The organism is Jatrophihabitans fulvus (genome assembly GCF_054781375.1).
Genome location: NZ_BAAGUN010000004.1, coordinates 372806 through 387956 on the forward strand (window position 1 = coordinate 372806; position 15151 = coordinate 387956).

General features: G+C 73.8%; 10 protein-coding genes. 8 read left to right on the forward strand and 2 right to left on the reverse strand.

The window, feature by feature from the left end:
* Positions 1-32: 32 nt before the first annotated feature.
* From glgC to ACYVP9_RS16080, 6 genes are all read left to right on the forward strand, one after another.
* The gene (gene glgC / locus ACYVP9_RS16055) at positions 33-1253 is read left to right on the forward strand and encodes a glucose-1-phosphate adenylyltransferase (protein ID WP_460605905.1); all 1221 of its coding nucleotides are present in this window, start codon (positions 33-35) and stop codon (positions 1251-1253) included.
* A 126-nt stretch (positions 1254-1379) separates the two neighbouring features.
* The gene (locus ACYVP9_RS16060; protein ID WP_460605906.1) at positions 1380-2294 is read left to right on the forward strand and encodes an ABC transporter substrate-binding protein; all 915 of its coding nucleotides are present in this window, start codon (positions 1380-1382) and stop codon (positions 2292-2294) included.
* Positions 2295-2297: 3 nt separating this feature from the next.
* The gene (locus tag ACYVP9_RS16065; protein WP_460605907.1) at positions 2298-3317 is read left to right on the forward strand and encodes an amino acid ABC transporter permease; all 1020 of its coding nucleotides are present in this window, start codon (positions 2298-2300) and stop codon (positions 3315-3317) included.
* Between the two features lie 4 nt (positions 3318-3321).
* Positions 3322-4074 (forward strand): amino acid ABC transporter ATP-binding protein, encoded by a 753-nt coding sequence (locus tag ACYVP9_RS16070; protein ID WP_460605929.1) that lies wholly within the window; start codon positions 3322-3324, stop codon positions 4072-4074.
* Between the two features lie 127 nt (positions 4075-4201).
* Entirely contained in the window at positions 4202-4549 is a 348-nt protein-coding gene (locus ACYVP9_RS16075; RefSeq protein ID WP_460605908.1) for a hypothetical protein, read from the forward strand.
* Positions 4550-4610: 61 nt separating this feature from the next.
* Positions 4611-7973 (forward strand): BTAD domain-containing putative transcriptional regulator, encoded by a 3363-nt coding sequence (locus ACYVP9_RS16080; RefSeq protein WP_460605909.1) that lies wholly within the window; start codon positions 4611-4613, stop codon positions 7971-7973.
* Between the two features lies 1 nt (position 7974).
* Here the strand turns inward: ACYVP9_RS16080 and ACYVP9_RS16085 are convergent, their stop codons facing one another.
* Positions 7975-8700, reverse strand: coding sequence for a hemerythrin domain-containing protein (locus ACYVP9_RS16085; RefSeq protein ID WP_460605910.1), 726 nt, complete (start codon positions 8698-8700; stop codon positions 7975-7977).
* A gap of 37 nt (positions 8701-8737) precedes the next feature.
* A complete protein-coding gene (locus ACYVP9_RS16090) occupies positions 8738-10885 on the reverse strand; it encodes an MMPL family transporter (protein ID WP_460605911.1) in 2148 nt (715 codons plus the stop codon).
* Positions 10886-11014: 129 nt separating this feature from the next.
* Between ACYVP9_RS16090 and ACYVP9_RS16095 the strand changes: the two genes are divergently transcribed.
* The gene (locus ACYVP9_RS16095) at positions 11015-12154 is read left to right on the forward strand and encodes an NAD(P)/FAD-dependent oxidoreductase (protein WP_460605912.1); all 1140 of its coding nucleotides are present in this window, start codon (positions 11015-11017) and stop codon (positions 12152-12154) included.
* Complete coding sequence (locus ACYVP9_RS16100; protein WP_460605913.1) at positions 12151-14994, forward strand: FAD-binding and (Fe-S)-binding domain-containing protein; 2844 nt, start codon at positions 12151-12153, stop codon at positions 14992-14994. The genes ACYVP9_RS16095 and ACYVP9_RS16100 overlap by 4 nt, the downstream gene beginning before the upstream one ends.
* Positions 14995-15151: the final 157 nt, after the last annotated feature.

Consider the following 15151-nt stretch of genomic DNA (forward strand, 5'->3'; position numbering starts at 1 on the left):
CACCGTAGCCATCCGTGACTAGGGTGGGCAGCATGGCGGCTGAGCCCCGGGTCCTGGGCATCGTGCTCGCGGGTGGCGAGGGCAAACGGCTGTGGCCGCTGACCGCCGACCGCGCCAAACCGGCCGTGCCCTTCGGTGGCAACTACCGCCTCGTCGACTTCGTGCTGTCGAACCTGGTCAACGCCGGGTACCTGCGGCTGTGCGTGCTGACGCAGTACAAGTCGCACTCGCTCGACCGGCACATCACCACCACGTGGCGCATGTCGACGGTGCTGGGCAACTACATCACCCCGGTGCCGGCGCAGCAGCGGCTCGGCCCGCGCTGGTACACCGGCAGTGCCGACGCGATCCTGCAGTCGGCCAACCTGATCTACGACGACAAGCCCGACTACATCATCGTGTTCGGCGCCGACCACGTGTACCGCATGGACCCGCGGCAGATGGTGCAGCAGCACATCGAGACCGGGGCGGGCGCGACGGTGGCGGGCATCCGGGTGCCGCGCGCCGAGGCCAGCGCGTTCGGCGTGATCGACGCCGACCCCGACCGCCGCGTCATCGACTTCCTCGAGAAGCCCGCCGAGCCGCCGGGCCTGCCCGACAACCCCGACCAGACGTTCGCGTCCATGGGCAACTACGTGTTCACGACCGAGGCGTTGCTGGAGGCGCTCAAGGAGGACGCCGACGACGAGCAGTCGGTGCACGACATGGGCACCAACATCATGCCGGCGATGGTGAAGCAGGGCTCGGCCTACGTGTACGACTTCGCCGACAACGAGGTGCCCGGGGCCACCGAGCGCGACCACGGGTACTGGCGCGACGTCGGCACCATCGACGCGTACTACGACGCGCACATGGACCTCGTCGCGGTGCACCCGATCTTCAACCTCTACAACCAGCGGTGGCCGATCTTCACCCACCACGCGCAGCTGCCGCCGGCGAAGTTCGTCGAGGGCGGCATCGCCCAGGAGTCGATCATCGGCGCCGGCGCGATCGTGGCCGGGGCGACCGTCCGCCACAGCGTCATCGCCCCCAACGTCCGGCTCGCGGCCGGCGCCTACGTCGAGGGCTCCGTCCTCATGGACGGCGTACAGATCGGGCGTGGAGCGGTCGTGCGCAAGGCGATCCTCGACAAGGACGTCGTCGTGCCCGAGGGCGCGCACATCGGGCTGGAGCCCGACATCGACCGGCAGCGTTACCACGTCTCCGAGGGCGGCGTCGTCGTCCTGGGCAAGACGCAGCTCGCGATGCCGTGACACCGTCCTGAGTCCGACCTGTCCGCAAAAAGTTGCTTTCGTCGGATCACGGTTCGATAGCGCGGCCCACACGGCCCGATGGTGTCGTTAGGGTGACTCCCGCCGGTCCGTCACCAGGAGGTCGTCTTGTCGTCACGTCGCTTCACCGTTGCCCTGACGGGCATCGTCGCCACCGCCCTCGCGCTCACCGGATGCGGTAGCGGCAAGACCGTCGACGACGGCGGCAAGTCGGCGTCGGTCAGCGTCAAGAAGGACGACAGTCTCAACGCCCAGCTGCCGGCCGGCAAGCGCCAGACCCTCGTCATGGCCACCGACCCGACCTACCCGCCGATCGAGTTCAAGAAGTCCGGCGGCGGCTTCCAGGGCTTCGACATCGACCTCGCCAACGCCATCGGCAAGACGCTCGGCGTGAAGATCGTGGTCAAGTCGGCGCAGTTCGACGCGATCCTCGCCGGCATCAACGCCAAGCGCTACGACTTCGCGATGTCGGCGTTCACCGACAACTCCGAGCGCGAGAAGAACAACGACTTCGTCACCTACTTCAAGGCCGGCACGTCCATCGGCGTGAAGAAGGGCAACCCGAAGAAGATCCAGAAGCAGGGCGACCTGTGCGGGCTGACCGTCGGCGCCGAGAAGGGCACCATCCAGGCGACGGCGCTGACGCAGAACACCGCCGACGGCGCGATCACGCTGCGGGGCCAGTGCCTCAAGGACGGCAAGCCGGCGCCGAAGGCGCTGCTGCTGCCGACCCAGTCGGACGTCGACAACGCGGTCGTCGCCGGCCGCGCCGACGCGTTCACCGGCGACACCCCGGTCGTCGAGTACCAGGGCAAGCTCAAGGACGGCCAGATCGAGCTCGCCGGCGAGACCACGGACGTCGGCCCGTACGGCATCGCGTTCGCGAAGGGCAGCCCGCTCGTCAAGGTCTTCCAGAAGGCCGTCACGATGCTGATGCAGAACGGCACCTACTCGCAGATCATCGAGACCTGGGGCCTGAAGGCCGGCGCCATCACCGAGTCGAAGATCAACGACGCGGCATAGTCGGTGAGCGAGCGACCGAGGTTCGGCAAGACCGCGGGCGAGCCCGCCGGCCCGGCCGACGGCGCCGAAGGCGGCACCGATGCCAGTGGCACGCGCACCAGCGACGGCGTGCCCATGAAGGTCGTGCCGCTGCGGCATCCGTGGCGCTGGGTCGGTGTGGTCGTCGTCGGCGTGCTCGTCGCGATGCTCGTCCATTCGCTCGTCGCCAACCCGGCGTGGCGCTGGGACTACGTCCGTGGCTACTTCACCGACGACCAGATCTTCTCGGGCATCTGGCTGACTATCCAGCTCACGGTGCTGTCGATGCTCATCGGCATCGTGCTCGGCATCGTGCTGGCGATCATGCGGATGTCGGGCAATCCGGTACTGGCGGCGGCGGCGTGGGTCTACACCTGGTTCTTCCGGGGCACGCCCGTGCTCGTCCAGCTCATCTTCTGGTTCGCCTTCTCGGCGCTGTTCAGCAACCTGTCGGTGGGCGTCCCGTTCGGACCCACGTTCCACACGTGGGACACCAACGAGATCATCACGCCGTTCGTGGCCGGGGTCCTCGGCCTGGGCCTGAACGAGGCGGCGTACATGTCCGAGATCGCTCGCGCGGGTCTGCTGTCGGTCGGTGCCGGGCAGTCCGAGGCGGCCGCCGCGCTCGGCATGGGACGCGGGCTGGCGATGCGGCGCATCATCCTGCCCCAGGCGATGCGCGTGATCATCCCGCCGACGGGCAACGAGGTGATCTCGATGCTCAAGACCACCTCGCTCGTCGGCGTCGTCGGCCTGCTCGAGCTCACCGGCGAGGCGCAGCAGCTCTACTCGAACGCGACGTTCCTGCAGATCCCGCTGCTGGTCGTCGCCAGCATCTGGTACCTGATCATGACGTCGATCCTCTCGGTGGGGCAGTACTTCCTCGAGAAGCGCTACGGGCGCGGCGTGCGGCGCTCGGCCGCGGCGAAACGTCCGTGGCAGCGAATGGTCGCGGGGATGCAAGCGCAACGCCGCGACTCGAGCACGGGGGCCCTCGGTGGTTGAGCAGCTGGTGGTTGCGACCGACGTGCACAAGTCGTTCGGTCCGGTGCAGGTGCTGAAGGGCATCGACCTGACCGTCGACGCCGGGCAGGTGCTGTGCGTCATCGGCCCGTCCGGATCGGGCAAGTCGACCTTCATCCGGTGCATCAACCACCTGGAGAAGATCGACCGCGGCTCGCTGCTGGTCAACGGTCACCTGGTGGGTTATCGCCGGGTGGGTGACAAGCTGCTCGAGCTGCGCGAGTCCGACGTGGCCAAGCAGCGCCGCGACGTCGGCATGGTCTTCCAGCAGTTCAATCTCTTCCCACACATGACCGTGCTGCAGAACATCGTCGAGGCCCCCACCCGGGTCAAGGGCGTCAAGCGCGAGCAGGCCGTGCGCGAGGCGCGCGAGCTGCTCGACCAGGTCGGCCTGGTCGACAAGGAGAAGCAGTATCCGGCGCAGCTGTCGGGCGGTCAGCAGCAGCGGGTCGCGATCGCGCGGGCGCTGGCGATGAAGCCGAAGCTGATGCTGTTCGACGAGCCGACGTCCGCGCTCGACCCGGAACTGGTCGGCGAGGTGCTCGACGCGATGAAACAGCTCGCCCGCGACGGCATGACCATGATCGTCGTGACCCACGAGATGGGCTTCGCCCGCGAGGTCGGCGACCAGCTCGTCTTCATGGACGGCGGCGTCGTCGTCGAGCAGGGCACCCCGCGCGACGTGATCACGAACCCGCAGCACGAGCGCACGAAGTCGTTCTTGTCCAAAGTGCTGTGATTGCCGGACATCTGTCGCGCGTGAAGAAGTCGGGACCTTGGGCCCCCGGGGGACGGTCCTTCTCCGGCGCGGCGGACATCCGGTTCGCTTTACGTTCGGTTCACACCCACGAACGAAGGCGGACGGCATGCGCTCGGTAGTGACCCGGATCCTGATCGTCGCGACCGCCGTCCTCGGCCTCGTGCTCGCGGGTGCGGCCACGGCCGCGCCGGGATCGGCCGCCACCGCCCACAGCGCGTCCGCCGGCCACCCGGGTCTCGGTATCGGCCCGGGGGTCAGCAAGCACCGCGGGCCGGGCTACGGCATCGGCCCGGGCGTCAGCAAGCACCGCCCCGGCCTGACCGCCGCGCAGAAGGCGGCAGCGAAGAAGGCGGCAGCGAAGAAGGCGGCAGCGAAGCGGGCGGCGGCGAAGAAGGCCGCTGCGAAGAAGGCCGCGGCGAAGCGCGCGGCGGCGAAGAAGAAGCGTCACCCGTAACCCTCTGACGACGGCCGAAAGGCCGTGTCCGCCCGCCCGCCGTTTCGCTAATCTCCGCGGCGTGCGCGTGGGGGTGCTCGGTCCGGTCGAGGCGGTCACCGCGCCCGGACGCCCGGTCTATCTCGGCTCGCCCATGCAGCAGCGGCTGCTCGCCGTGCTCGCCCTGCACCGGGGCAGCACCGTCGCCACCGACACGATCGTCGACGCCCTGTGGCCGGCGTCCCCGCCGGACACCGCAGCGGCCAGCCTGCAGACCTACGTGGCCCGGCTGCGGCGGGCGCTCGAACCCGACCGTCCGGCCCGGATGCCGTCCGAGGTGCTGGTCACCCGGCCGACCGGGTACGAACTCGCGCTGCCCGCAGACGCGCTCGACGCCGGCCGTTTCGCGTCGGCGGTCGACGCGGCGGCCGCCGCGGTCGCGGCCCTGCCCGGCTCTGGTGTCCCGACGGACGCGGCAGCGGTGCCCGGCCGGCCGGCGGTGGAGCAGGTGGTGCGCGACCTGCGCGCGGCCCTGCGGCTCTGGCGCGGGGTGCCCTTCGTCGAGCTCGACGCCCACCCCGGTGCGGTGGCCGAGCGGGCGCGGCTCAGCGAGCTGCGCCTCGTCGCCCAGGAGCAGCTCGCCGTCGCCCGGCTCGCCCTCGGTGAGCACGCCACGGTCGCCGGCGAGCTCGAGGCGCTGACGCTCGAGCACCCGCTGCGCGAGCGGCTGTGGGCGCTGCGGACCCTCGCGCTCACCCGTGCCGGGCGGCAGGGCGACGCGCTCGAGGCGCTGGCCGGGGTGCGGTCGCTGCTGGCGGACGAACTCGGTCTCGAACCGGGACCGGAGCTGCAGGACCTGCAGGTACGGGTGCTGCGCCAGGACGCGACGTTGGCGTGGCAGCCGCTGCCCGACACCGTCCGGCCGGCCGGCGGACCCGACCCGGTGCCCGCGCCGCGCCCGGCGCGCGCCGACCCGATCGCGCCGTGGCCGATGGTCGGGCGCGGCAGCGAGCTCGACGACCTCGTCGCCCTGCTCGACGCCGACGGCCCCCGGGTCGCCGTGGTCACCGGCGAGCCCGGCATCGGCAAGACCCGGTTGGCCGCCGAGTTCGGCGCCCTCGCCCGCGCCCGCGGCGTCCCGGTGACCGTCGGGCGCTGCTCGCAGGACGAGGGTGCCCCGCCGCTGTGGCCGTGGGCGCAGGTGCTCACATCGCTGGGCGCCGAACCGCTGCCCGCCGTCGGCACCGACGCGCCCGGCGAGCCCGGCGCGCAGTTCCGCAGCCGGCAGGCGATCGTCACCCGCCTGCTCGCCGCGGCCCGCGACCGTCCGCTGGTGGTGGGACTGGACGACCTGCACTGGTCGGACGAGTCGAGCCTGCAGGTGCTGCAGCTGCTCGTCGAGCAGGCCGGGTCCGAACGGCTCGTCGTCGTCGCGACGTGGCGCGACAGCCCGCCGCCGTCCGGTCCGCTCGGTGACCTCGCCGCCGCTCTCGCCCGCCACCACGCGCTGCGCCTGCACCTCGGCGGTCTCGGCGAGGGCGACGTCGCCGAGATCGTCGCCGCCATCACGCACGACGCCGCCGACGCCGGGCTGGCCCGCACGCTGCGCGGCCGCACGGACGGCAACCCGTTCTTCCTCGTCGAGTTCGCCCGGCTCGCGCCGGACGCCGCCGGTCTCGCCGCGCTGCTCGCGGCGCCTGACCCGCCGGCCGGTATCGGCGAGGTGGTCTCGCGGCGTGTCGCGGCGCTGCCGCCGTCGTGCGTCGACGTGCTGCGGGCGGCGTGCGTTCTCGGACGGCGGGTCGAGCTGCCCGACGTCGCGCAGGTGTCGGGCGTGACGGAGGACGACGCGCTCACCGCGCTCACCGTCGCGGCGGAGGGCGGCCTGATCCGCGAGACCGGTGTCGACGAGTTCGTCTTCGCCCACGCGCTCGTGCGCGACACCCTGTACGCGGCCCTGCCGGTGTCGCGCGCGGCCCGGTTGCACGCGCGTGCCGCCGAGAGCCTGGCCGACCGTCCGCAGCGGATCGGCGAGGTGGCCCGGCACTGGTTCGCCGCCGGGCCGCGTCACGTCACCTCGGCCTGGCGGGCCGGCGCGGACGCGGCCCGGGCTGCCCGCGCCGTGCACGCCTACGCCGAGTCGGCCGACCTGCTGCGCCGGTCGGTGACGGCGGCCGACGCCGACACCGACGCGACCGTCGAGGACTGCTACGACCTGCGTGCCGAGCTCGTGGACGCGCTGCGCCTCACGGCGGACGAGACCGCGCGGCGGCCCGTCGTGCACGAGGCCCTCGCGCTCGCGTGGGAGCTCGACGACGTCGAGCGGGTCGTCGAGGCCGCGACCAGCCTCACGCGCGGCTCGCTGTGGATCGCGGCGGTGTTCGGGGAGGTCGACGAGATCGTCGTCGGTTCGCTGCGCCGCGCCCTCGACCGGTTGACGGACACCGATTCGCCGACGCGCTGCCTGGCCCTGCTCGCGCTGGCCGCGGAGGTCTATCACGCACCGGACGCCCCGCAGGGGCGCGATGCGCTGGCGGACGAGGCGGTCGCGATGGCCCGGCGGCTCGGCGATCCCGCGTTGCTGCTGCACGCGCTGACCCACCGGGCGGTCGCCACGTGGTGGCTGCCCACCGCCGTCGACCGCATCGCGCTGACCCGCGAGGCGGCCGCGCTCGCCCGCGACCTGGGCGCCGAGCGCGAGCTCGTCGAGGCGCAGCTGCTGCTGGTCAGCGCGCTCGGCGAGGCAGGGATGAGCGACGAGATCTTCCCGCTGTGGGACGAGGCGTGGGCCGGGGCCCGTCGGCAGCACCACCTGTTCGCGCAGGTCATCCTCGCCGGGTTCGTCGTGCCCTGGCTCGCGATGCGCGACGAGCTCGGACGGGCCACGGAGCTGCGCGACACGCTCGCCGCCCTCATCGCCCCGACGAACGTCCAGCAGGGCACCGAGGCCCTCGCCGGTACGGCGCTGGTGCTGGCCTGGTGGGCGGGGGAGGCGATCAGCGAGGTGGTCGCCACGCTGCGGGTGCTGCGGGCGGTGAGCCCGCTGCCCCTGGTCGGGAGCCTCGCCGGGTTCCTCTGCGGGGCCGGGCGCGAGGACGAGGCGCGGGCGCTGCTGCTCGAGTCGCCGCCGAAGCTCGACGACACCACCTGGATGGCCCCGCTGGAGTGGGGGATGACGGCCCAGGCGGCGGCGTTCACCGCGATGCCCGACCTGGCCGCCGCCGCGTACGCGAAGCTCGCGCCCCACGCCGGACGTGCGCTGAGCGCCGGGTCGGGTCCGTGCCTGGGCCCGGTCGACGCGTTCCTCGCCTACGCCGCGTACGGCGTCGGCGACCACGCCCTCGCCGCGTCCCACGCCGACGACGCCGAGAAGATCTGCGAGCAGTGGCAGGCCCCGCTGGCCGCGCGGTGGTGGCGCGGCCAGCGGGACCGGTTCGGCTTCTGACTCAGGCCTGCACGGGCGTGGCGTTGTGGGCGAACGCCTGCCGCTCGTCCCGCGCCCAGCGGCGCCGGGTCAGCCGCCACACCAGCCGGAACGCGGCCCCCGCCTGCCGCAGCGCGACCGCCTGCGTCTCGGGGTCGAGCCGGTGGCCGGCCCACGGCACGATGCGCAGCACCTGCCGCAGCGTCAGGTCCTTCTTGAACCCGCGCTCGTCGATCTCGTGCCACTCCTCGACGCTCAGCACGCGCTGCAGCAGCGGCAGCGCGTCCGTCTCCTCGTGGGCGAGATGGCGGCCCAGCGCGTCGCGGGTCGCGGTCAGCCGCACGACCAGGGCGGTGCGGACGTTCTCGTCCGCGTGCCCGGCCAGGTGGGTGAAGCCGTCCGCGCACGAGGCGAGCAGCGGGTCGATGCGCGAGTGCTCGTCCTCCATCGCGGCGAGCACGGCGAGTTCGTCGGCGTCCGCGCGTTCGCGCAAGCGCGGCCACAGGTGGGTGTCCTCGCCGTGGTGGTGGTTGTGCAGGACGTCGGCGAACACCTGCCAGCGGCGCTCGAGGCGCCCCCACGCGGCCCGGTCGTCGACCGGGGTGTGCCGCGCGGCGTCGACGAACCGGTCGAGGTCGTCGCGGAAGCCGAAGTGCATGACGTACATGACCGTCAGGTCGATGGGGCCGTCGGCGACCGCGGCCTGGCCGGGGAGGTGCAGCTGCTGGGTGCGGGTGGTGGTGGTCATGGGAGGTCCTTCCGTGGGTGGGGTGTGGTGAGCGGGGTCAGCGCGCCGTGGTCGCGAGATCGCGCGGGGTGTCGGTGGCATCGGGGGCATCGCTGGCGCCGGTTCCCGCGGCCTCGGACCGGATGCGGGGCAGCACCGCGTCGAGCCAGGCGGGCATCCACCAGTTGCGCCGTCCGAGCAGCGTCAGGGTGGCGGGCACCAGCACCAGCCGGACGACGGTGGCGTCGAGGAACACCGCCACGGCCAGGCCCAGCCCGAGCTGCTTGACGATCACGTCGGTCTCGAAGGCGAAGCCGACGAAGACGGCCACCATGATCGCGGCGGCGGCGGAGATGACCCGGCCGGTCGACCCGACGCCGGCGGTGACGCTGCGGCGCGGGTCGCCGGTGGCCAGCCAGGCCTCCCGCACCCGCGACAGCAGGAACACCTCGTAGTCCATCGAGAGGCCGAACAGGATCGTGAACAGCAGGATCGGCATCCAGCTCGACACCGGGGACGCGTGGTCGAGCCCGAGCAGCGAGCTGCCGAAGCCCCACTGGAACACCACGACGAGCACGCCGTACGCGGCGCCGACCGACAACAGGTTCATCGCCGCCGCCTTGAGCGGTACGACGACCGACCGGAACATCATCCCGAGCAGCAGCACCGAGACCCCGACCACGAAGCCGATGACCACCGGCAGGCGGTCGGCGAGCAGGTCGCTGATGTCGGCGAACAGTGGTGTCGTGCCGGTCAGCTCGACGCCAGACGGCACCGCGTCACGCAGGTCGGCGACGAGGTCGGCGGTCCGTCCGTCCGTCGGGCCGAAGCGGGCCTCGGCGCTGACGACGTCGAGCGCGCCGTCCGGCGAGGTGACGACGGGGGCGATGCGGGCGATGCGTCCGTCCGAGCGCAGGGCGTCGAGGGTGCGGACGGTGGCGTCCGGGCCGGCCTGCGCCCGGTCGACGACGAGCAGGTACGGCCCGTTCGCGCCGGGACCGAACTCGTCGGCGACGAGGTCGTAGGCGCGGCGGGTGGTGAGCTCGCTCGACTGCGACGACGCGTCCTGCGGCCAGGTCGTGAGCGCCAGCACGGGGGCGGCGAGGGCGACGAGGACGGTGGTCGCGGCCAGCGCCCACACGACCGGACGGCGCGCCACGCGGGTCGCCCACCGCTCGGCGAGCGGCGCGCGGACGGTCGTGGCCCGGCCCCGGCGGACGGCGCGCGGCAGCAGCCTGCGCCCGGCCAGGCGGCTGAACGCGGGCACGAGAGTGAGGGCGGCGGCCATCACGCCGACGACGGCGAGGCCGGTGGTGAGGCCGAAGGCCGAGTAGGTCGGCAGCCCGGCGAGGCGCAGCCCGAACAGCGACACGAGCACGGTGCTGCCGGCGAGCACCACCGCGCGTCCGGCGGTGGCCGCGGCGCGTCCGGCCGCCTCGGGCAGGTCGTGCCCGACGCGCAGGTACTCGACCTGCCGGGTGACGAGCAGCAGGGCGTAGTCGATGCCCACTCCCAGGCCGACCATCGTGGCGACGAGCGGGGCACTGGTGCTGACGTCCATGGTGGCGGCGAGCAGGGTGATGCCGGCCGACGCGGCACCGAGGCCGATGAAGGCGATGCCGATCGGGAGGCCCGCGGCGACCACGGACCCGAGGGCCAGCACCAGGACGATCAGGGCAACGACGACACCGATGAGCTCGCCCTGCCCCTCGATGGGCGCGGCCGCGGTCTCGGGCAGGTCGCCGCCCAGTTCGACGGTCAGCCCGTCCGCCCGGGTGGGCGCGACGGCGCGCTCGAGCGGGCCGGTCCTCTGGTAGACGGCGGGGTCGGTGACCTTGACGTCGTAGGACACCGCGACGAGCGCGGTCGACCCGTCCGCACTGAGCCGCGGCGGTGCGACGACGGCGACGTGCGGAACGTCGGCGAGGCGGTCGGCGAGCCGGTCCAGGGCGGCCGCGGGCACCCGGCCGTCCGCGTCGTGGACGACGACGCGGGCCCCGGCGTTCGCCGCCGCGGGGAGGTGGTCGCGCAGCAGGTCGATGCCGCGCTGGGCGGGGGCGTCGGACACCGTCCAGTCGTCCCGCGTCTCGTCGCCGAACGCGGCGGCGGCGCCGAACAGGGCGGCGAGCACCACCATCCACGCGGCGAGCGTGCGCCAGGGATGGGCGGCGCAGCCGCGTCCGAGTCGGTACAGGACGGTGGTCATGATCAGCTCCGGCGTCGTGTCGGTGCGGGCCCGGTTGCCCGCGTCGACGACGGTGTCCCGTCGCCCTGGACGCGCGCTTGCAGCCCACTTGCAGCCGGATGGCCGCGGCCGGTCTGGGACGCTGGGGACATGACCGTCGGCTGGGACACCGCTACGGAAGTGCAGGCGTGGCCGGGCCTGCCGCCACTGCCGGGCGACGCGTCCGCGGACGTGTGCGTGGTCGGCCTGGGTGCCTCGGGGCTCGCCGCCGTCGAGGCCGCGGCGGAGCGGGGGCTGTCCGTGATCGGCCTCGACGCCGGACGGGTCGGGGCGATGGCGTCCGGACGCAACGGCGGGTTCCTGCTCGGCGGCCCGGCGCACCTGCACCAGGCCGTGCGCGAGTGGGGCGCCGCCGCGTTCGACCTCTACCGCGCGACGCTCGCCGAGATCGACCGGCTGGCGTCCGAGCTGCCGGGGGCCGTCCGGCGGGCGGGTTCGATCCGGCTCGCCGGGTGGCCGGGGGAGCCCGACGCCGACGAGCTCGCCGACTGCGTCGCCCAGGCCGCGCTGCTGCGCGAGGCGGGCATCGCGGTCGACGACTACGACGGGCCGCTCGGACGGGGGCTGTTCCTGCCCGACGACGCGCAGGTCAATCCCGCCGTCCGCGCCGTCGCCACCGCCACCCGGCTGGCCGGGCGGGCCGCCCTGCACGAACACACCCGTGTCACCTCGGTGTCGGCCGGGGCCGTCCGCACCGAGCGGGGGAGGGTGTCGGCCGGCGCCGTCGTCGTCGCCGTCGACGGACGTCTCGACGTGCTCGTGCCCGAGCTGGCCGGACGCGTCCGCACCGCGCGGCTGCAGATGCTGGCGACCGAGCCGGTGGCTCCCGGCCGGGCGCCGTGCCCGGTCTACGGACGGTGGGGGTACGACTACGCGCAGCAGGACCCGTCCGGACGGTTGCTGGTCGGCGGCGGACGGCAGCACCACGAGGCCGACGAGTGGACGGCCGACGCCGAACCGACCGAGGCGGTCCAGGCCTGGATCGAGCGGGCCGCCGCCACGATCGCCGGGGAGCCGGTGCGGGTCACCCACCGGTGGGCCGCGCCGGTCGGGTTCACCGCGGACGGGCGGCCGCTGTGCGTCCGGGTGCACGACGGACCGTCCGGCGGCGTGGTGTGCGCCGGCGGCTACAGCGGCACCGGCAACCTGGTCGGGCCGGTCACCGCCCGCGCGGCAGTGGCGTACGCGACGGACGGCACACCACCCCCGTCCTGGACAATGGCGAGGTGACCCTCGCCCCGTCCGACGACCTCACCGCCGCGCTCCTGCGGGCGGGACTGTCCGAGGTCGAGACGGGCAACCGCCGCCGCGCCGAGTACGCGACGGACGCGTCGAACTACCGCGTGCCGCCGGCCGCCGTCGCGTACCCGCGCGAGGTCGCGGAGGTCGAGGCGGCGGTCGCCGCGGCGGTGTCGGTCGGCGTTCCGGTGACGATGCGCGGCGGCGGGACGTCGACCGCCGGCAACTCGATCGGCCCCGGTCTCGTGCTCGACACGTCGCGGCACCTGAACCGGGTGCTGTCGGTCGATCCGGAGGCGCGCACGGCCGTCGTGCAGCCCGGCGCCACCCTCGACGCGATCACCGCCGCGGCCGCGCCGCACGGCCTTCGGTACGGGCCCGATCCGTCCACCCACGCCCGCGCGACCATCGGCGGGTCGATCGGCAACAACGCCTGCGGACCGCGGGCGCTGACCTACGGCCGCACCGCCGACAACGTCGTCGAGCTCGACGTGGTGACCGCCGGTGGTGACCGCTTCGCCGCGCGCCGGCACGGCCGGGACGGGCTGCCGTCCGACCCACTGCACGTGGGTCTCGACCGGCTCGTCCAGCAGAACCTGGCGCTCGTGCGGACGGAGTTCGGGCGCTTCACCCGGCAGGTGTCCGGGTACTCCCTCGAGCACCTGCTGCCCGAGAACGGCCACGACGTCGCCAAGTTCCTCGCCGGCACCGAGGGAACGCTCGCGGTGCTGCTGGGGGCGACCGTCCGCCTGGTCGAATCGCCGAAGGCCGTCGCGCTGTGCGTGCTCGGGTACGCCGACATGCCGTCCGCGGCCGACGCCGTCCCGGCGCTGCTGCCGCACGGCCCCGCCCGCGGCGTCGTCGCGATCGAGGGCATGGACGCGCGCCTCGTCGAGGTGGTCCGGTCGCGGCGCGGCGAGGCGGCGGTGCCCGCCCTGCCCCGCGGCGCCGGGTGGCTGTTCGTCGAGACCTCCGGGGCGACCGAGGCCGAGGCGGTCGACAACGCCGAGAAGCTCGCCGCCGACGCCGGCTGTCTCGACCACGCCGTGGTCGTGGGACCGCCCGCCCGGGCGCTCTGGCGCATCCGCGAGGACGGCGCCGGCCTCGGCGGACGCACCCCTGCCGGCGAGCCCGCGTGGCCCGGCTGGGAGGACGCCGCCGTCCCGCCGCAACGGCTGGGCGCCTACCTGCGCGAGTTCGAGGCGCTGCTCGCCGAGCACCGGCTGGACGGGCTCACCTACGGCCACTTCGGCGACGGATGCGTGCACGTACGCATCGACTTCCCGTTCAGCTCGACACCGGACGCCTACCGCGCGTTCGTCTCGGACGCGGCGACCTTGGTCGGCTCGCACGGGGGCTCGCTGTCGGGCGAGCACGGGGACGGACGGGCGCGCAGCGAGTTGCTGACGCACATGTACTCCGCTCGCGCGGTCGCCCTGTTCGGCGAGGTGAAGCGACTCTTCGACCCGGCCGGCCTGCTCAACCCGGGCGTGCTGGCCGACCCCGCCCCGCTCGACGCCGACCTGCGCGTGCCGTCGGCGCGCCCGATCACCCGTGGGCTCGCGTTCGCGTACCCGCAGGACCGCGGCGACCTGTCGACCGCCGTCCACCGGTGTGTCGGGGTGGGCAAGTGTCGCGCGGACACCACGGCCGCGGGCGGTGTGATGTGCCCGTCGTACCTGGCCACCCGGGACGAGAAGGACTCCACCCGCGGCCGCGCCCGCGTGCTGCAGGAACTCGCCAACGGTGGGCTCGTCGACGGCTGGCGCTCGCCCGAGCTCGCCGAGTCGCTCGACCTCTGCCTGTCGTGCAAGGGGTGCTCGGCCGACTGCCCGGCCGGGGTCGACGTCGCGACGTACAAGTCCGAGGCGCTGCACCAGCGCTTCCGGCGCCGGCTGCGGCCCCCGTCGCACTACGCGCTCGGCATGCTGCCGCGCTGGGCGCGACTGGTGACGCGCGTGCCCGCCGTCGCGCGGCTCGTCAACGCGGTGCTGGCGATCGGGCCGGTCGCCCGGCTCGCCCGGGCCGGCGGCGGCATCGACCAGCGGCGTCCGCTGCCGCGGTTCGCGACGCGCACCTTCCGCCGGTCGTTCGACCGTCGTGCGCGCACCGGAAGTCCGGTCGTCCTCTGGGTCGACACGTTCACCGACACCTTCGACCCGGCTGTCGGGCGTGCGGCGGTGCGGGTGCTCGAGGCCGCCGGGTACGCGCCGACGATCGTGGAGAAGTCGGTCTGCTGCGGTCTGACCTGGATCTCGACCGGACAGTTGGACGGCGCGAAGCGGCAGCTCCGGCGTTCCCTCGACGCGCTCGCGGACGCCGTCCGTGACGGCACCCCGATCGTGGGTCTCGAGCCGTCCTGCACCGCCGTGCTGCGGCACGACGCCGTCCGGCTGCTGCCGGACGACCCGCGCGCCGCCGCCGTCGCCCGCCAGACCCGCACCCTGGCCGAGCTGCTCGCCGACACCCCGGGCTGGACCCCGCCCGACCTGTCGGACGTGCGCGGCGTCGCCCAGCCGCACTGCCACCAGCACGCGGTGATGGGCTGGCAGGCCGACGCCGCCCTGCTCGCCGACGCCGGCGCCTCGATCGAGTCCGTCGGCGGCTGCTGCGGACTCGCCGGCAACTTCGGCGTCGAGCGCGGCCACTACGACGTGTCCGTCGCCGTCGCCGAGACCGCGCTGCTCCCGGCCGTCCGCCGCGCGCAGGCTTCCGGTGACGACGCGGTGGTCCTCGCGGACGGGTTCTCCTGCCGCACCCAGGTCGAGCAGCTCGCCGACACCCGCGGACGCCATCTCGCCGAGGTGCTGGCCGACCATCTCGACCGCTGAGGCCGCCGCGCTCCGACCGGTCGGTGCCGGGTGTCGGCATCACCTCTGTCGAAAACAATTGAGTGGGCTTCACGAGTGGGCTTCACGAGTGGGCTTCACGAGTGGGCTTCACGAGTGGGCTTCACGAGTGGGCTTCACGAGTGGGCTTCACGAGTGG